Source organism: Glutamicibacter protophormiae, from assembly GCF_016894325.1.
GTDB lineage: Bacteria > Actinomycetota > Actinomycetes > Actinomycetales > Micrococcaceae > Glutamicibacter > Glutamicibacter protophormiae.
Genome location: NZ_CP069807.1, coordinates 19,704 through 42,790, shown reverse-complemented (window position 1 = coordinate 42,790; position 23,087 = coordinate 19,704). Strand labels below are relative to the sequence as shown.

Annotated in this window: 17 protein-coding genes and 2 pseudogenes; 4 read left to right on the top strand and 15 right to left on the bottom strand. The window is 54.1% G+C overall.

Going from position 1 to position 23,087, the window contains the following annotated elements:
• Positions 1-364: 364 nt before the first annotated feature.
• On the bottom strand, positions 365-1,801 hold the full coding sequence (locus tag JQN66_RS17985) for a hypothetical protein (RefSeq protein WP_204677709.1): 1,437 nt from the start codon (positions 1,799-1,801) through the stop codon (positions 365-367).
• A 476-nt stretch (positions 1,802-2,277) separates the two neighbouring features.
• Between JQN66_RS17985 and JQN66_RS17980 the strand changes: the two genes are divergently transcribed.
• Positions 2,278-3,153 carry an SHOCT domain-containing protein gene (locus JQN66_RS17980; protein WP_204677707.1) on the top strand — a complete coding sequence of 292 codons (876 nt, stop codon included), beginning with the start codon at positions 2,278-2,280 and terminating at the stop codon, positions 3,151-3,153.
• Between the two features lie 512 nt (positions 3,154-3,665).
• Here JQN66_RS17980 and JQN66_RS17975 read toward each other — a convergent pair.
• From JQN66_RS17975 to sul1, 8 genes and pseudogenes are all read right to left on the bottom strand, one after another.
• On the bottom strand, positions 3,666-4,343 hold the full coding sequence (locus JQN66_RS17975; protein ID WP_204677705.1) for a DUF4145 domain-containing protein: 678 nt from the start codon (positions 4,341-4,343) through the stop codon (positions 3,666-3,668).
• A 449-nt stretch (positions 4,344-4,792) separates the two neighbouring features.
• Positions 4,793-5,476 (bottom strand): Abi family protein, encoded by a 684-nt coding sequence (locus JQN66_RS17970; protein WP_204677703.1) that lies wholly within the window; start codon positions 5,474-5,476, stop codon positions 4,793-4,795.
• A gap of 192 nt (positions 5,477-5,668) precedes the next feature.
• Entirely contained in the window at positions 5,669-6,808 is a 1,140-nt protein-coding gene (locus JQN66_RS17965) for a helix-turn-helix domain-containing protein (protein ID WP_204677701.1), read from the bottom strand.
• Positions 6,801-7,595, bottom strand: a complete 795-nt coding sequence (locus JQN66_RS17960; protein WP_204677783.1) for a hypothetical protein — start codon at positions 7,593-7,595, stop codon at positions 6,801-6,803. The genes JQN66_RS17965 and JQN66_RS17960 overlap by 8 nt, the downstream gene beginning before the upstream one ends.
• Before the next feature lie 394 nt (positions 7,596-7,989).
• Positions 7,990-8,553 (bottom strand): recombinase family protein, encoded by a 564-nt coding sequence (locus JQN66_RS17955; RefSeq protein ID WP_204677781.1) that lies wholly within the window; start codon positions 8,551-8,553, stop codon positions 7,990-7,992.
• Positions 8,554-9,028: 475 nt separating this feature from the next.
• A complete protein-coding gene (locus tag JQN66_RS17950; protein ID WP_001389365.1) occupies positions 9,029-9,793 on the bottom strand; it encodes an IS6-like element IS6100 family transposase in 765 nt (254 codons plus the stop codon).
• A gap of 19 nt (positions 9,794-9,812) precedes the next feature.
• Positions 9,813-10,166 (bottom strand): annotated as a pseudogene (locus tag JQN66_RS17945) (hypothetical protein); the annotation flags it as partial.
• Between the two features lie 127 nt (positions 10,167-10,293).
• Positions 10,294-11,145 (bottom strand): sulfonamide-resistant dihydropteroate synthase Sul1, encoded by an 852-nt coding sequence (gene sul1 / locus JQN66_RS17940; RefSeq protein WP_031966051.1) that lies wholly within the window; start codon positions 11,143-11,145, stop codon positions 10,294-10,296.
• Between the two features lie 101 nt (positions 11,146-11,246).
• On the opposite strand from sul1, the pseudogene intI1 reads away from it, so the two are divergent.
• A pseudogene (gene intI1 / locus JQN66_RS17935) lies at positions 11,247-12,074 on the top strand (class 1 integron integrase IntI1); the annotation flags it as partial.
• A gap of 54 nt (positions 12,075-12,128) precedes the next feature.
• Here intI1 and JQN66_RS17930 read toward each other — a convergent pair.
• Positions 12,129-12,893, bottom strand: coding sequence for an IS6-like element IS6100 family transposase (locus JQN66_RS17930; RefSeq protein WP_001389365.1), 765 nt, complete (start codon positions 12,891-12,893; stop codon positions 12,129-12,131).
• Here JQN66_RS17930 and JQN66_RS17925 point away from each other — a divergent pair.
• Together JQN66_RS17925 and JQN66_RS17920 are read left to right on the top strand one after the other, a co-directional pair.
• On the top strand, positions 12,880-13,815 hold the full coding sequence (locus JQN66_RS17925; protein WP_204677779.1) for a hypothetical protein: 936 nt from the start codon (positions 12,880-12,882) through the stop codon (positions 13,813-13,815). The two genes, JQN66_RS17930 and JQN66_RS17925, sit on opposite strands and share 14 nt — an antisense overlap.
• Positions 13,784-14,317 carry a hypothetical protein gene (locus JQN66_RS17920; RefSeq protein ID WP_204677777.1) on the top strand — a complete coding sequence of 178 codons (534 nt, stop codon included), beginning with the start codon at positions 13,784-13,786 and terminating at the stop codon, positions 14,315-14,317. Before JQN66_RS17925 ends, JQN66_RS17920 begins: the two co-directional genes overlap by 32 nt.
• Positions 14,318-14,441: 124 nt before the next feature.
• Here JQN66_RS17920 and JQN66_RS17915 read toward each other — a convergent pair whose 3' ends face one another.
• From JQN66_RS17915 to JQN66_RS17895, 5 genes are all read right to left on the bottom strand, one after another.
• Complete coding sequence (locus tag JQN66_RS17915; protein WP_204677775.1) at positions 14,442-14,807, bottom strand: hypothetical protein; 366 nt, start codon at positions 14,805-14,807, stop codon at positions 14,442-14,444.
• Between the two features lie 1,214 nt (positions 14,808-16,021).
• Positions 16,022-17,169 (bottom strand): IS3 family transposase gene (locus JQN66_RS17910; protein ID WP_204677773.1). Its coding sequence is split into 2 segments (ribosomal slippage): positions 16,022-16,899 and positions 16,899-17,169, totalling 1,149 coding nucleotides; the frame shifts between segments, so codons are not numbered across the junction.
• 210 nt (positions 17,170-17,379) lie between these two features.
• Positions 17,380-21,072, bottom strand: coding sequence for a YobI family P-loop NTPase (locus JQN66_RS17905; protein ID WP_204677771.1), 3,693 nt, complete (start codon positions 21,070-21,072; stop codon positions 17,380-17,382).
• 243 nt (positions 21,073-21,315) lie between these two features.
• Positions 21,316-21,996: a hypothetical protein gene (locus JQN66_RS17900; RefSeq protein ID WP_204677769.1), complete on the bottom strand. Its 681-nt coding sequence runs from the start codon at positions 21,994-21,996 to the stop codon at positions 21,316-21,318.
• A 124-nt stretch (positions 21,997-22,120) separates the two neighbouring features.
• The gene (locus tag JQN66_RS17895) at positions 22,121-22,795 is read right to left on the bottom strand and encodes a helix-turn-helix domain-containing protein (protein WP_204677767.1); all 675 of its coding nucleotides are present in this window, start codon (positions 22,793-22,795) and stop codon (positions 22,121-22,123) included.
• Positions 22,796-23,087 lie beyond the last annotated feature (292 nt).

Genomic DNA, 23,087 nt, shown 5'->3' with positions numbered 1-23,087 from the left:
GTTTTCTTGGCTAAGTCGGTAGTGGCCGCGTGCGGCCGCGCCCATCACGAGGATTGTTCCTGCGGCGCTTGTGTAGATCCAGCCGTCACGTCCTGGCGTGATGAAAGGAATACCAGGTAGATGAGTCCAAAGATGATTGCAGCGCGCGCTTGGGTGAGATAGTGCGTTGCTTGTTATGGGTTTCGTGTCATGAGTGCTGCTTTCTAGAGATCCGTGCACATGCCATGCTCGCATATCGTGTGCTGACTCGAGTTCTGAGCGTGTGGCTTGTGTTCGGTCGGTCGATTGGTTCCTGCTGTCCACCATGTGTGCGAAAAAAGCAGCGGAGCGGGAGGGCTTTTTTCGTGCCCATGTGGGCAGGAGGCTAGGAACATGCCCTGGTTCGGCGTGCGGCGGCCAGGGCGGCGCGTGCGGCTGCGGCACCTCGGGAGGCCGTGGTGCGCAGCTGCGGGCGCTGCGCGGCTTGCTGGGCGCGGCGTTCGGCGGCGGCTCGGGCGGCGGCGCGCGCGTGGCTGCTGGCGGCTGCTGCTCGCTGGGATCGGCTGAGCATGATTTCTCCGGTGGCGGTGCGCCATTGGTTCATGCGGTGCAGGATCGCTGCGCGCAAGATCCGGCAGTAGTCGATGTAGGACTGAGTTTCACGGTTGTGCTGGGGGAGTACTCCCCAGGCTTCCTTGCCGTGCAGGCCTGGTGTGGTGCGCCATTCCAAGGCGTGCTGGATATCTGCGATTGTCCATCCGGCATTGAAGAATGGCTTGAACATGTTGAGCACGTTTTTCTTGGAAAAACGGGCAAAATCTGGCATTCGACGCAAGATTTCAGCGGCAGCCGATAACCCCTGTCCTCTAGAGCTGATAGTTCTGTGAGCTGGCCACAGTTCGACTGGTCGATCATCGCTGTGGTGAGTTCGCACGGCGGAGCCGTGCCCAAAAATCTTTTCAGTGCCGCGTAGCGGCTCATTGTGAGTGTTTTTCTCGCGCGTGCGCGTGTAGGAACTTACTTCGTAAGTGGTTAACCCCCCTACGGGGAGGGGTTCTAAGTTATTTCCACAGGCCGTGTTGTTGGGGGTGTGGTGGGTCTGGCGGGTTGTGGTCGTGTCTTCGGAGTCCTGGGGGCGGAGTCCGAGGCCGATGGGGCGGCACACGACGTAGACGGGGGCTTCGTTGGTCGCTGGCTGGCCAGCTTTGGCGGCGTATTGTGCGCTGCGGCCGGAGGCGACGATGCCGAGGATGCCGTGGGTGCGTAGGAATTTGAGAGCGTTGCCTACGGTGGAGCGGGATACGCGTGCTTTAGAAGCGATGGTGTCCCAGGTGATGCGCACCGTCATGCTCTCGTGGTCGGTGTAGCGAAGGAGTACCCAGAGGACGGCGAGGATGTTGCGTTTGCAGTCTGCGCGGCGTTCGAGCAGTGCGTCGAGGGTGCGTGTGGCGCGCCAGGCTTGGGCGGTGTGGTCGATTTTCTTGCTGCCAGTGGGGATGGCCCAGGCAATCGCGCGAGGCGAGGTTTCCTGGGCACGGGAGACCCGCTTGATGTGTATCGGGGCGGGGGTGTGGGCGTGTTTGGTGGCGAGGGCTTCTTTGGCCGCGTTGAACTGGCTTTTCCCCTTGACAGTGAATCCTTCGGGGGTTTCTGCCTTGGTAAAGGGGCGGTGTCGTTTGGCGGTGTGGGCGAGGATGGCGGCGATGCGGCCGTCGGTGGGGCGGGTGCACCAGCGTGGTTTTGTGGTGTGGATCGCGGTGTTTTGCGGCGTTTCGGGGGTGCTGGTGCTTGATTGGGCGCGCGGAGGCGCTACTATAGACACATAAGTCCTTTTCTCTTTGGAGGGTAAAGGAAGGGGAGCGTCCGGCTGGTAACCGGAAGCTTCGTGGTAAATCTCGATCTGCTGTACTCGGCAAAGTGTTCAGATCGGATTCAGAATTTCAGTCCCGCGCTTTGCGCGGGCTTTTCTGTTTAAGGCTTGTCGATAGGCAGCTGGTCCTTTTCGAGTTCCTGAGGAACCCACGTTGGGATACCTCGGCTATCAAGTTCGACTGTTTTCACCATGAGGTCAAAAAAAGCGGCGCTTGTATATCCCGACTTCTCAGCAAGCTCAGCAAAACGATCTTTGCTGGCCTTCTCAACCTTCCACCCAATGGATGTAGGCTCATGGAGCGTCCCACGAGGTCGCCGTTTGATAGTCATGACAGCAGTCTAAGGGTTATCAGTAACCCTAAGGAAGGTGCGACACGCACCGACTCTAAATTTGTTGACCTGCCGTCGTTTTAGAAAACTCATCGCATGATCAGGGATAATCAGATTTTGATTATTCACAAAGTTCCTACGCCTGGAACTTTTGCCATTCAGGATGGGTCATTGGAAATTATTCTTGCTCTACTCGTAGTCTTTGTGGTCGTTGGCCTAATTATGCAGGCTGGGAAGCCCACTAAACAGCAAGTCAAAACGCAAAGCAATATCGATCAGATGCGCCCTCTTCGTGTGAAGTGGCTTCTTGACGAAGGCGTGAGTGGGCCGATCCTCAGCCAAGCAAGTGATGGTCATGTGTTGGGGCAGGGGAGCAAAGGGCAGGCATATCTATTTCGTCCCTCGTATACCTCAGGGATGCTCTTAGACCATACCTCCGTAATTGGCGTTGATGTAGTTGAAGACGGAATTACGGTAACGCCTGCTGGGCGTGGTCGTCAGATCGGTTCCGCCATTGTAGGTGGAGCAATCGCAGGAGGGACAGGAGCCGTCATCGGTGGCTTAGGTACTTCTAAGACAAGTCGGGAGCACGTGAACAAAGTTCTATTGCGCCTCAGCCTTAACGATGCCCGATGGTCCTTGATCGAGATAACTTTTCTCGATGCTCCTGGCAGTGGGCTACCTAAAAATAATCCTGCCTACCTCAAGGCGAGAACCGATGCGTTCGGCTGGTGCGCGAAAATCGAATCAGCAGTACGTGCCAGCAGCGAAACAGTCGCGCCGGTAAGTACGACACCTTCTGGTGATACTACTGCGACGCCAACGCAGGGAACACAAAATAATTTGAGTGGATCTTCGGATGACGACTTGCTTGGAAAGTTGGAAAGGCTGATAAAAATGAAGGAAGCTGGACACCTAAGCGAGTCCGAGTTTGAGGCTCAAAAGAACATAATTCTTGGTCGTGATTCATAAATTTTCGGAATCTAGCAGCTAATTCCAGTCAGTGTTCATGCTTGGTCTCTAAATCCAGTATGATCGAGCATTTTGTGAGTCCACAGCCAGTGACGGTCAAAGGTTGGAATCGCCAAGGTATCGTCCGAGTGCAGAGCGATAAGGATGTTGTTCAATCCGCGCGGCCCAGCTTTTTAGGCTGGCCGTGGACGACGGGGTCATCGCACAGGACGACCCCTACGATCGGGTTCAGAGGCTACTGAAGGGTTTGGTCTTTGGTCGAAACGCAGCATAGCCGATCCGCACTGACCGTGGCCCGCTAAAAGTGTCTCGCAACTAACGACGGCGACACGATTTTAGGCCGTCAGTTGCAACACATAGTTGTAAGAATAGTGGAGCATTGATTTCTCGCGGATTTTCTTCAGGGGAGTGGCATCCAACAAGGCGTGTTACAACTCTTAGGTTGAGATACATTGTCCTCAATGGAAGACGTCGATTATAAGATGTGGTCAATTAGCGGCGATGGTAGTAATTTAGCCAAAGCGCCCCTTCGATTGATTTACAGTTTGAACTCTTTGGCTAATTCCAGGTGCAACTAGGAGCTCGTGGAAGGCTGCCTCAATGAATTCCAAGCTGACAAGTATTTCCTGAACTGTGAGGGATGTTCCCTCATGAGTTCCCTCGTTGCCAATCCACTTGACTGCTTGTAGTAATTCTGCGACCTTCTGATTACCCGTTTTCGTTTTCCATTGTTTGATTCTTTGGTGCAATGGCGTGTATGAGCCTTTGGAGTTGCGTGCTGGTACGCCCTCGTTGCTTAAAAAGCATTCGACAGAATTTCGTAGGGCAGTTGCTGCGAAGCTTGGGTCTACGAAGACTAGGGGGCGGGCTCTATCGATAGCTCGACGCACATCCCTAGGTATATCTTCCGGCAACGTTATTAGGAGCAAAGGAGGGTTAAAGTAATCAATCTTGTAAAATTCGGAGTACCTTTGACCTTGATATCCTTCGTCCGGATCATTTATCGGTCGATCACGAGATACATCCACTCTAAAACTTCCGACCGCCGTGACAATCTGTTCGCACTCGCTATTTTCGCAACGACCGCTAAGTTGCATCGTTCCGGAAATCCATTCTGGCTCCCATGCGTCATGTCCTCGGTAGCTACGAGAAATTTTGTTTTCAGCGGTTTCTGGCTTACCCCACTTCACGTATCCTTCCCGGCATGAGGGGCAGCGCGTCCGTGGCCATTGTGTGCCTTCCTCAATCTCTTCGCTGAACCGTTGGATAACTCGGAGGTAGTCACTTATCAAATTTTCACTGCCTTTCCGACATTTTGATTGGAAGATTTAAGGGTATGTTTTTGGAAAAATTTAGCATTCGACTGCGGTCTTATCCATTCTTGTGGTAAAGGTTCTTACGACGCCCCGATCTTATTTCCAGGACGTGTTGTCCGATCAATCGGCTATGCGCGCTGTGGGCTCAGAGTTTGGTTCCTAAGGAAGTTGCCCTGCGTCTTGTTCGCGGTGAAGAATTCTCAGCGTTGAGAGAAAACTGCGAGCATGACTCGTTTAGTGAAAAACTCTGCTATTACGCGATGGGTGAAGAATCTCTATGCGGATACCTATAGGTAAGGGGCATTCTTTCGGAATGATTTTTTCTAGGTAGCTCTAGGGCGACTAGTCAAAAGTGTTGGCACACGACTGTTTTCTTCGATCCATGTTTCCAAGTCTGGGTCTATGTATCCGGACAAGGTGTGGAGGTCGGAAAATCTTGCAGGCAGATCTGCGGCCCAAATTCGATGATGGTGCCCTATCCTGTTTCGCAACGACCTGAGTGATTCAACCTTAGCGCTGACAAGGGCTTGGTTACGGCTTTTCATATGAGGAAAGGCTCCTACCAAATCGGGCCACAGGAACATTTGACTCTTTGACACCATTTGGTGCCAGAAACCAAAGGAGATTTCTGAGATGATCTGTCCTGAGTCCAGTGGCATCCCGTTCTTTCGAACACGTCCAATGGCGGTATCGATATCAGCATAGGGGTATGCATGGCGGCGAGATCCCCGCCCTCGATCCCGGCCGAGTTCGCGTGCGTCATCAAATATCCAATGCCCCGCGCGCCCTTTGGTTATGTGCCGAACAGTCATCTGTCGGTCAATGGCATTGCGCAGCGCCACCTCGAGGTGAGTGAATGATTCCCAGAAAGCAGCCGAAATTTCTGTATTCCACTCGTAAAGCTGCATAGCTAGATCTTGATTCTCACCGCATTCGTCAAGGTAGTGCCTTAAGCGTGCGGTCCCAAAATGAAGCTCATGGAAACTCCACGTTTGTAGGTTGGCCATCAACATCCGATTCGTCTAGAATGAAAGAGAACATCCCGGAACCGTCCCTGTAGTCTTCTTCTGAAGGCCGATCAAACGGCCGGGATTCTGCTTTAACTGATCATTTTATCTCGTAGGTGTCCACTGAAGTCCCAAGTCAGCGGATGTATCCGTATGCTTCGCAGTTGAGATCCTATACGTGCCCTAAATGGCTTAGTTTCTACGTGTTCCGAAGAGTTGCACCACGTTGTTGTCTTCTTCGCGGGAGGTTACATGTGGTGTGCCTTCTGAGGCATTATTTTCCTCTGCCCCAGGAGCCCAAAGTCGGAGAAACTTGGGTGAAATTCCGAGTTTTTGCGCTGCCTTGGTGTATGGAGTGGAACCGAACATCCTAGTCAACATTTGTCGGAGGAGTATAGGTTCTTCAGGGGCAACTTTGACGGGCTCTTCCTTACGCCAACCTTTGTACGAAAGTTGCACCATGAGTGATTTCCGTCTGGTGTCGCTTAGGAGCCCGAGTTTGTGCCCACGGGCAATGATTGCCTGGATAGATACACCCCAAGTGGCTTTGAGTTTGAGGTAGCCGCTCAGGTTAAGAGTCTCGCTGATCTCATTCTGCATGGATTTTTTCGGTAGAAGGAATGCGCCGGCAAATTCGTTCGCTTCCTGTTCTTTGGCCTTCTCGTCTAGCAGGATGCGATCGCCATGGAGGATCAAATGGCCGAGCTCATGGGCCTTACTGAACCTCTCGCGGTCACCAGAACCGCCACTCACATATGTTATGAACGGGCGATGGCTGGGATAAGTGGGCCGCGAAAGACCCTCGTGCTTGGGAAAAAGATCTTCAGATCGGTCGGAAATGGGAACAACGATAACTCCCTTTCGTTCCAATGAACGGGTCAGGTTAAGCACTGGGGTTTCGGTGTTCAGCCCTAGAGCTGTGCGTGTAGCTTTCGCGTAGAATTCCATGTCTTCGCCAGTGATGAGTGACTCCTCAGTGGCAGCTGCGCGGGGCAGGTTTGGGCGAACGAAATCGACAGCAGTACCCATATGATTTGCGATACGCTCGATTTCGTTGAACCGGGCTTCGACCGCAGCCTTTGCTCCTGCTGAGGCCAACTTTCGGTAGGTAAGGGGTCCTGGCAATGGCTGAGCATCCATCTCAAAAAAAGTGATAGGGGTGTTGGTCGCGAAGGCAATGGACTGTGCTGCAGTGGGTGAAAGAGTTCGGTCCCCTCTTTCCATGAGTGAAATCTGCGCTTGGCTGATTCCTGTTGCCAGTGAAAGTTCGGCCTGGCTGATGCCGAGTAGATGCCTCAACGTTAGTAGGCGGACACCTGGCTCGTTAGACACCCTCCTCACCTGAAATTTCGTCCTCCGCTACTTGGGGATTGAATAGGTCTTCTTCGTGAGCAGGCTCGCCGACGAATTCGAGTTGCTCAAAGTCGCTTCGGTTGGGCGCCAGTTCCATTGCGAAATCGACTTCCACGGTGCCTCCATATCGACCTTCCTTGATGGGTCGTACGACTCGAAGTGAAACAGTACCGTCGTTTTGCGGTGTCCAGAGTGCGAGAAGGCGGTGAAAGCCTGGATCTGGGAAAAGTGTGCCGGTTTCGAATTCGAGCATGGGCGTATTTCGCCAATATGCTCGGCGTGTGAGATTTGAACCGGCGTGAGGGACCCCTGCGGTCTGCTTCGCAGACTTGAGTAGACGCATGGTGATGCCCTCTTCCTTGTGAACGAGTGAAATCTGTCCCATAAGTTCAGGGTTTCCACCGAGCGACCAACTGGCTGCAGGGGCATTGGTTAAGTGTTCACGAACACCGGCACGAATCACTCCAGATCGAAGGTGAGCCATGCGTCCGGCATTTTTGTATGGCGGGATATAAGTTTGCGCATCAATCACAGCCAGAGCAAAGGCCTCGTGCAGGGGCTCTGTGAGCGGTAGCAATGCTGTGTGTAGTCGTACCGCTGTGTCCATATTAAAGTCGGCCAAGTTGTTGCCCCCCATGTATTTTTGACCCCAGAAATCCCAAGTTGTAATAATATTACATGGTAAATTAACGATTCCAAATATGCCACAACCCGCTTCTTGGGGCTTTCTGTGGCAAACGGCACCGATCGCTCCTTCGTCCATCATCGGTTGATAGTAGTGATTTCCTCGATTTCATTAGCGTGCTGCCGAGTGGGGCTCTACTCCGGGTTAGGATCTGGAAACGAGCGGAGAATACTGAGGGCAGGTCAGTATGAGGTGTCTTATTCGTCCACTTATCATGTTCCGTGGAAGCTGATTGCGCATAGCTGGAACAGTGAACTTTGGCGGCTCTTCGATTTTTGAGACGCTTCTGGACTGTTCCGCAATTATGGATGGAGGAACTGCTAGAGGCGATGGAAGGCCGGATCCTCGTTTCGCGATTTTTCGTAACCAAGTTATGGCCAGCATAGAGCGTAAGCAGATCTGGCCGAAAATGGCATTGCGGCTGGCTGTATTAGTCAAGAAGGCTATTGGTGATTGAGTGCTTCAGTTGTCTTTGCTATTCCGGTGCTTTACCCAACGCCCGGTAAACCGTGCTACGGCTGACACCTAGAACTTCGCCTATTTGCGCAACTGTCATGTCCTTCTGTTCATAAAGTCTTTTGGCGGTGCGTAGTTTGTCGGGGGACAGGGATGGTGGTCGTCCGCCAGTGCGGCCGCGGGCTCGGGCTGCTTGGAGCCCGGCGTTGGTGCGTTCGCGGATAAGGTCTCTTTCGAATTCGGCGAGTGAAGCGAAGATGTTGAAGACGAGTCGTCCGCCGGAGGAGCTGGTGTCGATGTTCTCCTGCAGGGATTTGAACTCAATGCCTTGTTGCTGCAGCGCGTCCATGTGATTGATCAGGTGGCGAATGGAGCGACCGAGTCGATCGAGCCTCCAGACCACCAAAGTGTCGCCTGGCCGTATCTGGTCCAGGAGTTTATCGAGTTCGGGACGTGACTCGAGGGCCCCGGAGGCGGTGTCGGTGAAGATGCGATAGCAGCCTGCTGCAGTGAGCGCATCGAGCTGAAGTTGTGCATCTTGGTCGCCGGTAGAGACTCTGGCGTACCCGAGGAGGTGTCCCATGTATCCAAATGTATCAATACTCGTGCGAACAGGTGTGTATCGGCACATAGTTTGTGACACTGAGTTTTGCGGCGAAGCACGCCTAAAAATCTGTTGATTTTTCAACTGTCCTTGCTTTTCAGCAGAGCGCACGGTTTGGTGTGTCATAAACGAACGATTTAGACACAACCGAGCCGTGCAGTTACTTCATGTGCTTAAAGATTTTCCGAGCATCCATACTCTGATCGAATATCCCTGAATGTGGGTCTGATGCTGTAGGTTTCTCTTGAGATTTAGATTCGATTATTGTGGGGGAGCAGATGGCCAGAAGAGTGCTTACGATTCATGAATTAACTTTTCGTGAGAAGGGTAAGAGTGAAGGAGCTGGCCGTGTTTTCGCACCGGCTGATCTTCTGGGTAGCGATCTCCTAGATATATTCTCGGCTCTGTTGCAAAGATTGGCGGCAGTCAGAGGTAGGCTGTCGCTCTGCGCCGATCAGGCGGCTGCTGCGAAATGGTGGTTGAGCATGCCCATGGCCTCCGTCAGCGCCGAGGGCCCAATGCCAAAAGCTCTCTCCACAAGGCGCACCTCGCCCCTGATGCCGGGCTGCAGGCACCAGGGGCGAGCCTGTCCTTTGCGCAGGGCTCGCATGACTTCGAATCCCTTGATCGTGGCATAGGCCGTGGGGATCGATTTGAAACCGCGCACCGGCTTGATCAGTATCTTGAGCTTTCCGTGATCGGCCTCGATCACGTTATTGAGATACTTCACCTGCCGGTGGGCCGTCTCCCGGTCCAGCTTTCCTTCGCGCTTCAATTCGGTGATCGCTGCACCATAGCTCGGCGCTTTGTCGGTATTGAGCGTGGCAGGCTTTTCCCAGTGCTTCAGGCCTCGCAGGGCCTTGCCCAGGAACCGCTTCGCTGCCTTGGCGCTGCGGGTCGGCGACAGGTAGAAATCGATCGTGTCGCCCCGCTTGTCGACTGCCCGGTACAGGTAGGTCCACTTGCCCCGCACCTTGACGTAGGTTTCATCCAGGCGCCAGCTCGGATCAAAGCCACGCCGCCAGAACCAGCGCAGCCGCTTCTCCATCTCCGGGGCGTAGCACTGGACCCAGCGATAGATCGTCGTATGGTCGACCGAAATGCCGCGTTCCGCCAGCATTTCCTCAAGGTCGCGATAGCTGATCGGATAGCGACAATACCAGCGCACCGCCCACAGGATCACATCACCCTGGAAATGGCGCCACTTGAAATCCGTCATCGTTCCGTCCGTCCAATCTCCGCCAAGCATGCTCAAGCTTCACGATTTTTGCAACAGAGCCCCGGCCCGCATGTGTCCGTCGCACCGCGAGCTTGTGCAGATATGCGGCCTCCCCCTTGAGGGCGTCGGGCCAGAACTCGGGATCCTCGGCCGACAAGGTGCAACAGCCGACGATGCCGTCGCTGCAACTCGCGACTAGGAGCTCGGATCTCAGGACGAAGGTCTCCGCGAATGTCCGGTCGATCCGCGCGACGTCCCAGGCGGGCGTTCCCTTGGCGGACATCCACGCCGCAGCGTCGTGCATCAGCCGCACAACCTCGTCGATATCACCCGAGCAGGCGACCCGAACGTTCGGAGGCTCCTCGCTGTCCATTCGCTCCCCTGGCGCGGTATGAACCGCCGCCTCATAGTGCAGTTTGATCCTGACGAGCCCAGCATGTCTGCGCCCACCTTCGCGGAACCTGACCAGGGTCCGCTAGCGGGCGGCCGGAAGGTGAATGCTAGGCATGATCTAACCCTCGGTCTCTGGCGTCGCGACTGCGAAATTTCGCGAGGGTTTCCGAGATGGTGATTGCGCTTCGCAGATCTCCAGGCGCGTGGGTGCGGACGTAGTCAGCGCCATTGCCGATCGCGTGAAGTTCCGCCGCAAGGCTCGCTGGACCCAGATCCTTTACAGGAAGGCCAACGGTGGCGCCCAAGAAGGATTTCCGCGACACCGAGACCAATAGCGGAAGCCCCAACGCCGACTTCAGCTTTTGAAGGTTCGACAGCACGTGCAGCGATGTTTCCGGTGCGGGGCTCAAGAAAAATCCCATCCCCGGATCGAGGATGAGCCGGTCGGCAGCGACCCCGCTCCGTCGCAAGGCGGAAACCCGCGCCTCGAAGAACCGCACAATCTCGTCGAGCGCGTCTTCGGGTCGAAGGTGACCGGTGCGGGTGGCGATGCCATCCCGCTGCGCTGAGTGCATAACCACCAGCCTGCAGTCCGCCTCAGCAATATCGGGATAGAGCGCAGGGTCAGGAAATCCTTGGATATCGTTCAGGTAGCCCACGCCGCGCTTGAGCGCATAGCGCTGGGTTTCCGGTTGGAAGCTGTCGATTGAAACACGGTGCATCTGATCGGACAGGGCGTCTAAGAGCGGCGCAATACGTCTGATCTCATCGGCCGGCGATACAGGCCTCGCGTCCGGATGGCTGGCGGCCGGTCCGACATCCACGACGTCTGATCCGACTCGCAGCATTTCGATCGCCGCGGTGACAGCGCCGGCGGGGTCTAGCCGCCGGCTCTCATCGAAGAAGGAGTCCTCGGTGAGATTCAGAATGCCGAACACCGTCACCCTGCTGCGTAACATCGTTGCTGCTCCATAACATCAAACATCGACCCACGGCGTAACGCGCTTGCTGCTTGGATGCCCGAGGCATAGACTGTACAAAAAAACAGTCATAACAAGCCATGAAAACCGCCACTGCGCCGTTACCACCGCTGCGTTCGGTCAAGGTTCTGGACCAGTTGCGTGAGCGCATACGCTACTTGCATTACAGTTTACGAACCGAACAGGCTTATGTCCACTGGGTTCGTGCCTTCATCCGTTTCCACGGTGTGCGTCACCCGGCAACCTTGGGCAGCAGCGAAGTCGAGGCATTTCTGTCCTGGCTGGCGAACGAGCGCAAGGTTTCGGTCTCCACGCATCGTCAGGCATTGGCGGCCTTGCTGTTCTTCTACGGCAAGGTGCTGTGCACGGATCTGCCCTGGCTTCAGGAGATCGGAAGACCTCGGCCGTCGCGGCGCTTGCCGGTGGTGCTGACCCCGGATGAAGTGGTTCGCATCCTCGGTTTTCTGGAAGGCGAGCATCGTTTGTTCGCCCAGCTTCTGTATGGAACGGGCATGCGGATCAGTGAGGGTTTGCAACTGCGGGTCAAGGATCTGGATTTCGATCACGGCACGATCATCGTGCGGGAGGGCAAGGGCTCCAAGGATCGGGCCTTGATGTTACCCGAGAGCTTGGCACCCAGCCTGCGCGAGCAGCTGTCGCGTGCACGGGCATGGTGGCTGAAGGACCAGGCCGAGGGCCGCAGCGGCGTTGCGCTTCCCGACGCCCTTGAGCGGAAGTATCCGCGCGCCGGGCATTCCTGGCCGTGGTTCTGGGTTTTTGCGCAGCACACGCATTCGACCGATCCACGGAGCGGTGTCGTGCGTCGCCATCACATGTATGACCAGACCTTTCAGCGCGCCTTCAAACGTGCCGTAGAACAAGCAGGCATCACGAAGCCCGCCACACCGGGCTCTGTTGCAAAGATTGGCGGCAGTCAGAGGTAGGCTGTCGCTCTGCGCCGATCAGGCGGCTGCTGCGAAATGGTGGTTGAGCATGCCCATGGCCTCCGTCAGCGCCGAGGGCCCAATGCCAAAAGCTCTCTCCACAAGGCGCACCTCGCCCCTGATGCCGGGCTGCAGGCACCAGGGGCGAGCCTGTCCTTTGCGCAGGGCTCGCATGACTTCGAATCCCTTGATCGTGGCATAGGCCGTGGGGATCGATTTGAAACCGCGCACCGGCTTGATCAGTATCTTGAGCTTTCCGTGATCGGCCTCGATCACGTTATTGAGATACTTCACCTGCCGGTGGGCCGTCTCCCGGTCCAGCTTTCCTTCGCGCTTCAATTCGGTGATCGCTGCACCATAGCTCGGCGCTTTGTCGGTATTGAGCGTGGCAGGCTTTTCCCAGTGCTTCAGGCCTCGCAGGGCCTTGCCCAGGAACCGCTTCGCTGCCTTGGCGCTGCGGGTCGGCGACAGGTAGAAATCGATCGTGTCGCCCCGCTTGTCGACTGCCCGGTACAGGTAGGTCCACTTGCCCCGCACCTTGACGTAGGTTTCATCCAGGCGCCAGCTCGGATCAAAGCCACGCCGCCAGAACCAGCGCAGCCGCTTCTCCATCTCCGGGGCGTAGCACTGGACCCAGCGATAGATCGTCGTATGGTCGACCGAAATGCCGCGTTCCGCCAGCATTTCCTCAAGGTCGCGATAGCTGATCGGATAGCGACAATACCAGCGCACCGCCCACAGGATCACATCACCCTGGAAATGGCGCCACTTGAAATCCGTCATCGTTCCGTCCGTCCAATCTCCGCCAAGCATGCTCAAGCTTCACGATTTTTGCAACAGAGCCATATTCTCCGATTGGCTAAGCAAGCTGACTCGAGAGGATACCGTCGATAAAAGTAAGAACACTTGGGTCAATGTCACCGGTATATCCAGGTATTCCTCGCGGGTCGTAGTAGTTGAAACCTCAGTGGGTTCCACCGGTGAATCCGGGGAGGTAGTCGATTCAGAAACCGGCGAATCGGAATTCCAGCTTTCGTCTCGCCATGCACCAACTGGAACAACTCGGACGCTTCTTTTGGTTCCCGAAAGAGGACGCTCCGCATTCTTGATGACAGAATCTTCACGCCGCGGCTCCGGCGGGATACGAATTCGCCAGTTGTTTTCTACACATATAGCTGAACTACTAAAGCTCATCAAGATGGACTGCTCCACCGTATCGGAAAGCGACGCTTGGGCGGAACATGCGAAATTGAAAGAGGTCGAACTCCGGGTCGAGGGAAAGTCAGTCGATGCTGCAGATGGGGTGCACGTCGAAGTCGGGGTCATATCCCACATCGCAAGGCCGCGGCGCCGTGCTTTCTTTGATCGAGATCTTCTTGGGAAGTTGGCAACTGACAAGAGTGCCGCAAAGCGAGTCGTTGGTATTCCAGTTGACGAGGATCATGAGAAGGAAGATGTTTATGTCACCCTAGTCGATGGTGAGCGACAAAAGAAATTTTTAGTTGAGGGCGGAGGCGCTCCGAGCTTTCGGCTGGTCCTCAACGAAGACAACGCGGAGCAGCTAAGTGTGGATGAGCTAGTGGCAAAGTGCGTAGAGCAGTTATCTGAGATTACGGGAATAACTGGCAAAATAAGCTGGGAGCCGCGCTGGAGCGAGAGTCTAGGAGCAAAACATGGGGAAGCTGTCCCTCTGGCAAATTCCTAGAGGTCATTTCACAACCCTCAGGAACGGGCAAACAGGAAAAATACATGCCCCGGATTATTTGATGCAACTAGGCGTACCCATAGCTGTAAGCACTCTCGCTTGGTTTCTAGACTTCAGGTTGGTAAAAGTAGACAACGCTGTTGCGGGCATTTCTATAGTATCCGGGCTTTTATTCGCGGTCGCGGTTTTCCTCTTCCAGTTAAGAACCTCTTTACCCAATAACCCGTTAATCATTGATGCTGATTTGGAACTATTGGACGAGATAATGTTCAACTGCCTATGGGCAATGCTTTGGGGTTTGCTGCTGGTTTTCTTCTTAGTAGTTGTTGGATCTATGGAGTGGGTCGGTGCTCCTGCAAGCCTCGATCCCGCTGAAGAGACAATGATCCGTATTGTCTCGTGCTTCTCTATTGCGGCAGGAGGCCATCTACTTATGGTTCTCACCATGTGCCTCAAGAGAATCCATCGAGCTTACGAGCGCATTGCTATGGGACGAAATTAGATCTGGCTGATGCCTATTTTGGGATAGGGTACCTGCGTTATCAATGAACTATCGAAGGGACCGCGAGTTCGCATGTTCTGACAATACGACAGCTATAACTTTACATAACATGGGTTATCGGCTTTTAAACCACGGTAATAGGACCATCCCATTCACGGGTGATGCCCTGCTCAACGGCAAGCGTGTAGAAGGGGTCGCCTTCTCCGAGCTCCTCGTCCGACTCCATCAGTGCTTCCAGGTCGTCGCGATGCATGCCTGCAAACAGGGTGCGCCCGTCCACTTCGATCCGGGCGACCTCTTCATCCTCGTCGTAATCGTTGACACGCTGTTGGATCAGAGTGACGGGAATGCGGGGCAAATCGTTAGGGTCGGTGAACTCCTGGCGGGCCGGAGCGAGTGCTACGCCCGTTGCTTCGGACTTGGCTTCGGTGGCGAACTGGCCACCGGTGGATACGCCTTTTTGTACGCGGTTGCGATTCTCTATGCTCATGCACCATATGTGGGCGGGAGTGCCCAGCCCGGAGCATCCGCACAGACGGCAAAAATGCCATCGAAGCCTGCGGAGAAATGAAAGGGCCGAGCATCCGTCTTAGTTTGAGACGAACGTCCGGCACTTTCAGTTTCTGCAACTGCGAATCAGTCGGTGGCAGTTCAACCGAGCGAACATGTTGGGTATGGACGAGTCGTCGTGTTACCTTCCATCGTTACCACGGCAGTGAAAGTCGTCCCAACGTAAATGCTGTAGCTCCGGGTTTGACCTCCCTGCCAGGAAATCCGTTTGAAAAGCGGGGCTGAAACGATGATTCCGCCCTTGCGGTGGGTCGTCACACCGACGCCAACACCGCGTCCAGAACCGCAGTACCCACCCGGGACAATCATGTTGCAGCTGGTGACTCCTCCCGTATATTTGCAGCTGATCTGAACAGATACCGCAGCTTGCGCTGAATTCGTTTCTGCGACAGCAGGTGCTGCAACTAGCGAAAGCGCCAAAGCGCCTACCACGCAGAGTTGGGCCAAAAGTTTCTTCATCCTCGACATTGCGTACTTCACCTCAGTAAGAGACCTGAAAAGATTCGTCTTCATTGGCTCACGGCCAATCACGAGCTTCCGTATCGTTCCGGAGCAACAGGGGCGAGTAAGTAAAACCTAAAAGGGATCAATTTTTAAGTCAAGCAAGTTTTTAAAAATTTGAACGATTCCCCGGCATCCAACCGGTGTAGTTGCGTCAGGACTCTGCGAGAATAAAGAGCTTGATCTGAGCCAACGTGTTCACTCAAAAAATACATCATCGACCTAGAAGCCATGGTGTTTTTCAAACCCAGATGTACTAAAAATGAGTGTTTCAAGATTATGATTGCAACCAATGCAAAGTGTGGCTAGACTCGCTTATCAATAGTCGCCAACCACTTCGCATGGAGATGACATGAGTAAGACTGCAAACATAGCCGCTCTAGTCGTCCTGCTAGCTGCCCTCGTCCTACTAGCCGCGTTCCAATGGCTTCCGGCACTACTGTTCCTCCCTGTGGCTGGCGGCTTGTACGCGTGGAATCCCACGGCTAACGACACCCCGGCCCGCAAGAAAGACCTGTAGCGAAGTTCCCGGAGTCGGGTAAGGCGGCAACTGCGATCATGTCTGGCAATTGCCGCCCGATTCCTCCGACTAAGTAGGATTTCCTGGTTGGGTCCCTTTGAGCAGTCCAGTAACTATGCGATAGCTAACTGATTCTCTAAAACCCATTCGTCCCAAAACTGGGACGGCGTCTTTCCATTCAAGGAACCATGGGGACGTTCCTGATTGTAAATGTCCTTCCATTCATCAGCCAAATACCTAGCCTCCGCCATGGTGTCCGTAATTTCCCCCGAGAGCTGTTCGCGTCGGAACTGGGCGTTAAACGACTCAATAAAACCGTTCTGCCAAGGCGAACCCGGATCAATAAACGCAGTAGAAACCCCAACAGCGTTGCACCAGTTCACCAAAGCGCCGGCAGTGAATTCAGGCCCGTTATCACACCGCACGAACGCCGGCTGGATCCCTGTCTCGGCAATGATCCCTTCCAAAACTGCCACCACGTCCTCAGCCTTGAAAGACCGCCGCGGAACAATCGCCAATGCTGTTCTCGTGTACTCATCAATGACGTTGAAAAAGCGGACGTGACGTCCGCAGGAGGTGACATCCGATTGAAAGTCGAAGCTGAGCACATGCATTGGATGCTCTGCGGTCAGTCGCTTCTGCTCACCGGCTTCAGGGCCGGTACGGCGCTTCTTTCGACGCTTGGGTTTACAGACCAGACCTTCATCACGCCACAACCGACGGACACGCTTGCTGTTCAAGACAGTGTCTTTCCATCGTTCAGTGCTCAGTAGGTGCCAGCGGGCCTTGCGCCAGCCCCAGGCTGGATACTCGGACGCGACGGCGCGTAAATCGGCTCTGAGCTGCGCTTCCTCAAAGCTCATCGGTGATTTCTTCTTACGTAGCGCAGAGCGATTCTGGCCCAAGATCTGACAAGCGAAGCGTTCGGATGCCCCGAATTTTTCCATCGCCATCCGTACAGCACGACGGCGTGGTTCGGGACTTAGAATTCTCCCTTCGCTACCTCGGTCAGGATGTCGGTGGCGAGCATCTGATCAGCTAGCAGTTTCTTCAGTCGGGCGTTTTCCTTTTCCAGCTCTTTGGTGCGTTTGCTGGCTTCGGCGTTTTTCTCGGATCCGTACTGGTTGAGCCAGCGGTACCAGGTCGCTTCAGTGATCTGCAGTTCCTTGATGACCTCGATCATCGGGTGGCCTTCGTTGAGCATCTTTTGTCCTTGGCGGACTTTAGCGATGACCTGGTCTGGTGTGTGTCTGCGTGCCATTGTTTCTGTGATTCCTCCTGTGTCCATTGTCGGACACGAATACTCACAAAGTCACTGGACTACTTTCCGGGGACCCAACCACCACGGTTTAGGGACTGTCACAAGCGGTATCGGGCAGGATTAGTCCCACCGAGTTCAATAATGCGGGCATTAGCTTACTTGGATGCTTGAGCGCGTGTTTTCACCAAGCTATGGTCGATAAGTTCCATTTCAGGACAGCTCCTTGTGTCGCTTACTTACTATGATCGGGTCTTTACTGTCATTGAAGCTCGCAACAACCCCTCGACTGCGCAAAGCTTCTAATAGTTCGACAATTCCTACGGTATTAGCAACCTTAGGTTTGTCTCGGCCCACAGTCGTCAGTTCCGAATACGGTGAACCGAATGCGCGAAGCAGGTCGAATAGCTGCTCGTCCAATATTGACCCGAGATGCGGGCTTAGTAACGCGATCACATCGGGGATGTGGATACGATTTTCTGCCATCTTTGCAACGACGTCGAACCCTATTGGGAGCCCATACAGCAGTGCAAGCCGAGCAATTTCGGTGAGTTCTTCTCGTCCTGCTGCAGATGTGAACTCGCTTGCTCGATTCAAAATAGCGCGCTTCGCTTGCTCAGAAACCGACGGGCTCGCGAGAATCACGGCAAGGTCATCATTAACGAGTTCTGGAGTAATCCATTCATGGAATTCCGGCATAACCGTGATCACCCGTTCACGTGTGTTCCAGTTTGCCGCAAGCAGATGCTCATACGTTTCTGCCTCGCCAGAAATGACACGTCGCATAATTAGCTGCCTATAAAGCTCACCATCCTCGACGTTCACGTTACTTAAAGGGATCCATTCAGTTAGCTCTAGGCTCTCTGCCAAAGTTGCGCGCAAAATCGGCCCGAGTTTAGTTTTGGCGCCGATCAGCTTCACGGCCAGATCTTGCTTCTCGTTCTCAGCGACGTCTTCGTGAGCTGTAACAGCCTGCGACTTTTCCAGGACGAAGGCTAGATGTTCGTCAATTTTGCCGACCTGCTCGATGTAAGCCGTTATATTTGAGAAAGTCGGGGAAAAGCGATTATGTGCCGCTAAGATGCTCCATGCTTCTTGCGGTACCGTCTCCAGGTCCTCGACACGACTCTCATCTGATGCTCCTCCGACAACGCGGTCGAGCAATTCGGGTGCAGTTTCGAGCACATCCTTAATCACCGGAACGAATCCCCCCACAGAGTTATTCGTTGAGGAATGTCCGTCCACTGCGTCGAGATAGTTCGAAAGCTCAGAAAGCGCCTTCGCATACACATCCTCATGGCCTAATGCTCTAAGTTCATCGAGCGAGAGGCCACGGTCGTCGCCCACAGCGGCACGCAAGTTATCCAAACTCATCTCGTATAATCCGTATTTCACAAAGGCCGGACGTACCGAATCACTTGTAGTCGCAAGGTCAGGAAGCAATACACCGGCTTCCTTAAAGTGGAGTGCTATGAGATCCGCTTGAACTGTCGTAAGCGGTTCAGATCGTATAGATGCAAGTTGCCCGTAATTAGTATGCAGGTAGTCCTTCGTTGGATTGGTTACGGTCTGGTGCATCTTTTCGGTAAGACTCATTAATGCGACACTGACGAGAGACTTTTGGGTCTCATCGTCAAGCTCGACGCCGCTAACAAGGTACCCGAGAATATTGGGGCTCCGTGCTGTCAGTTTCTTTGCAAGCAACTCCTTGAAGGCTCCGCTGCTGAAGTAGGCTTGCAAAAAGCGTTTGCCCTCATTATCAAGGCGTGCAAGGGCAGCAACCATCAGTTCAGCGTCGGGGTTATTCGAACGAAGTAGATGGTCGAGGATCGCAATATTAAACATTGCCGCTTCGGCTAGTGAGCGAGCTCCCCGCTCGCGGATTACTGCTTCTACGTCTTCTGCAGTCAGGACGAATTGCTCGTCCATCAGGTCCCGTTCAACATGATGAATGATGAAGTTTGTGGCAGCGGGGCTTACGCGGTTGCCATGGAATGTCGACGTATAGAGCGTGAAATTGCGATCGATGTATCCGTCCTGAATGAGACTGTATACCAGCCCCTTAGTGAACAGGCTCTCTGCGACTTTCGAGAATGGATACTTCTCATCTTCGAAATCCATCCGGAATTCTGGCCGGTGCATTAGGTCATTCATATCCGCAGAGCGAAGGAATTTCAGTTCATCTTCAATCTTACGAACACGTTCGGCGTGGGCTTTCTCGTCGGCTTGATCCCAGGTAGTTACGTTCAGCGTTTCTCCTACCAACGCTGCAACATCGGAGCGAGATAGTTTGATTTCTTGTCTATAACGGGGGTTGTACCAGCCGACGGTGGGGTTGCCTTCTTGACTGCCAAAGACCTCCCAAAATTCAACCGTCTGGAAATCATCGGGGTGCGCAGCGCTGCCACCACGCCAGTACTGCCCATACTGCCGTTGAAACCTAGCTGTCCGGACCATCAGGTCGATACACGAAACTAATCGTTTTCCGAGCCGTACGGCCTTCTCGGAGGCCGCCTTTCGGCTTGCCACGGCTGCTCTGGCCGCGCGTAGCTCACTTTCGCGTTCTCGAATGTTGCCCACGATCAGTGCCCGGCTTGCCTTATATAACTGGTCCAGCTTGCTTTCACCGAGGCGGACCACTTCAAAGTCGCTCAGATGAGTACTTTTGTAGAGCATTATGGCGAAAAGGTGGGTTTCGCTGAGATTGAGATGCTTGCCATCTCCGGAAAAGATTCGATCTCGAAAGACCACGAACTCGTTCCGTACATTCTTGAGCAGGCGCATGTCAGGAACGAACCGGGCGGCTAAATCAATGAGGTCATTTGATACTTCGTGTTCAATGTCCTTGAGTATCTGTGCTGTGAGGTTTCGTGCGCTTCGATGGGTGATGAATGGGACCACTGGGATCACAAGGTCAAAGAACTTCGTGCGATTCGCGCGAATGATTTCAGCTTGGGCCGGATCATCTATACCGGCATGGGCTACGTCAACCTTTCTCCCCTCCTGTTTGAGACCGTCGCGGTCGAAGATGCTGTCCTTGATCGCGTAGATGAAGCGAATTGGTTTCTTAATTTTTGGTGATGCATTCAGAAGGGCGTTTAGAGAACGAAGTGTTTCGAAAATATGAGAATCGTTGAAGCGGTCGATGTCCTCGAAGATGACGATGTCGCGAGATGATGTCTCGAAGAAATAGACGATCTCGTCAAGATACTGATCGAAATAGGATACTGACTTCTCGTCTAGAGTGACCGCTGCGGGACCGGCGGAAAACTGTTTGATGTGGATACGACCATGGAGAAGAATCCTGGTAGCAAGGATTGCGGCAGAAGCGAGCAGTATGAGGATCGGATAGATCCAGAGTCCAAGTTCAAAGAGGGGTCGAAAGGTGTGCTCAATTTTCGATGCCCATCCTAGGATCAGAAATGCCACCGTAACCCCGACGCCCATAACTACGGACAGCGCAAGCTCTCTCCACCATCTGAAATGTTCTATCCTTCGAAAGCGTGAAGCGCGTGCTGACTTTGGCTCAGCACGATACAAAAGCTGCTTAACAATTTCTTGCTGGATGCGGTTTGTCGGCGTCGTCGCTTGAACGGGGACAGATTCGTCCAGCTGCGATGCCTCGATCGGTGACAGCGTCGATAGCGAGAGTTCAACAACGCGGCCCTTGTGGTCTTCCGAAACTCGACGAAGAATGCTGCTCTTGCCGACGCCATAATTTCCAGAGAGGGCGATGTTTCGAACGTCGTCCTTCTTGATGTTTTTGGCTATGGTTGCCGCATATTGCGCATGTTCAGACTCAATAAACTCCGGCGTTAGAGCCTTAAGTTCCCAGGCAGGAGAAACCTTTGCAGGTGAATTCGCTGTTTTTGGTTTTAGCTTAAGCGCTTTTATCGGATTCTTCATGGCATGTTTGATTATGACAGAGGTCAGAGACTGCTATGTGAAAAATGCTGTTTAAAGGGTTCGCCCATACGTTTTAAGCCGATACCCGATGCCCTGAATAATCTCCGATTCTGAACCAATGCAACCCTCAACGTCGTTAACTTCAATTTCTCATGAATTACGCATCTCGTCGAAATAGGCTTCGCGTGTTTCTTCTGACCGGATCACTTAGAAACAACTTGTCCTGTAGAGCCAGCCTTCGTGCTAGAAGGCAGTTCCTAGTTCTTCGTTCGATGAGAAGTCTTGGGGGTTGCTGGAGAGAATATCGAGGGCGTAGTGGCCATCGCGGCGTCTGTCTGCCTCAATAGATTCCCAGGCAGGGTGATTGAGATCTGAGAGGTGCTTATAGAGGCCAATGATTCGGGACCGGTCAGATCCTTGTAGCTCTGGTACGAGTGCGATGGGGTCGCTGATGATTGTCGATAGCAGTGCGGCATCTTCCAGGTGCCGACCCCGATCTCTGGTATCCTCTCGATATGCGGCACCTTTTAGTACCAGTGCCGCCAGTGGGCTTGGGATGCTCAGCGTACTAATGACATCTCCTGCAGAATCCAGGATCTGGCAGTTGGCAGTACGCTTCAAGGCCTGTGTTCCTGCAGTGACTTGGAACGGATCTCTGCCCCCGATTTTCAGCGGTGGTTTGGAAATTCCATGGTCGGCGACCATGACATCAACGGTTTCTTTGAGCCCATCGCGCTTCCGGGTGAACCGGTGGGCTGGCGAGTCTTTGTGCAGGGGCGGTTGCAGTTCATACCCGAGTTGAGAAAGCGTATAGCTCACCTCAGGCCCGGACACGAGTCCTGTTTCCACATGGAGCACCACGTCCACGTCGGTTGTGGGACGGATGGCTGGGATCCTCGCTATTTCAGCATGCAGCTGCACCATGAGACCTCCGATGAGGGTCCATTTCGAGCTGTCTAAAGCGCGAGACAGTTCCAGGCACTGTGGCCAGGGGTGCGGCCATCCTCCTGGAGGGAGTTCGACGTTGAGGGTTGGGCGTTGGGGTGCGCTATTGGGCATGCAGCAGCTCTTCAATTTTTGTTCGTCCGGCAGAACGTTCGCGGGTGGAGTGCGCATCTTGCAGATCAGCTGCGATGGCAGCTGTTGGCACATGACCGCCTTCCAGTGGCAGTGCGAAATTGAGTTCTCTGATCAGGATGTCTCCGGAGGCATCTTCCCTGAGCCCCAGTTTTCGCGCATTTTTATCTATGAATCCGGTCTTTGCATAGCCTTCCAGCGCAGCCGTGCCGGCAGCGAGACCGAACGAGCTGGCGATACGGTAGTCCCCGAGGATTCCACTACCTGTCAGCGCAATGGCTCTGGATAGCTGGGCTTTGGATGAGGCACTACCGCGGAAACGGCGTGGTGTAGAGCGGTTGCGTACAAGCTGTTGGAATTCTTCCGCGGAAATACTGGCGAGTTTCTTGCGCAATCTCCACAATTCGCTTGAGGATAACCAGGTGACTTTCTGGCCCGAGAGTAGGAAGAGAGCGGCCCACGCAGTTTGCTCAGTCCACAAGCGGCCTGCGCGCTTGCCTTCGCGTCGCACGCGGTGCACCGAATCTGCATCGATCATGAGCATGCGCCCGACTGTCCCTGTTTGTTCCAGGCGTCCGGTTTTTACCATTTTCCGGACAGCTTCGGCAGTGACGTCCAAGATCTCGGCTGCCTGTCGCGTAGTCATCGCTCCCATGACACAAAGGTACTGTCGAGCAAACCATTGTGTCAACCAATGAATGGTTTGTCCCGGCGCTAACGTGCCAGATTTCCCTGGGGCCAATGAATGCCCTACTGGGAAACCAGAAGAGCTGAATGGCTTCTAGGACGAGCATCATCGTGCGTGTGATGAAATCTGAATTTGCAGTTTCTCTCGATTCGCTTGTAGCTCCGCGAGTGCGTGGGGTGCTCATTGCATTCGTCGAAATAACTCCATCAGACACGTGGACGGTTTTGGGTGCCTGGCTCCTCCCTCATTG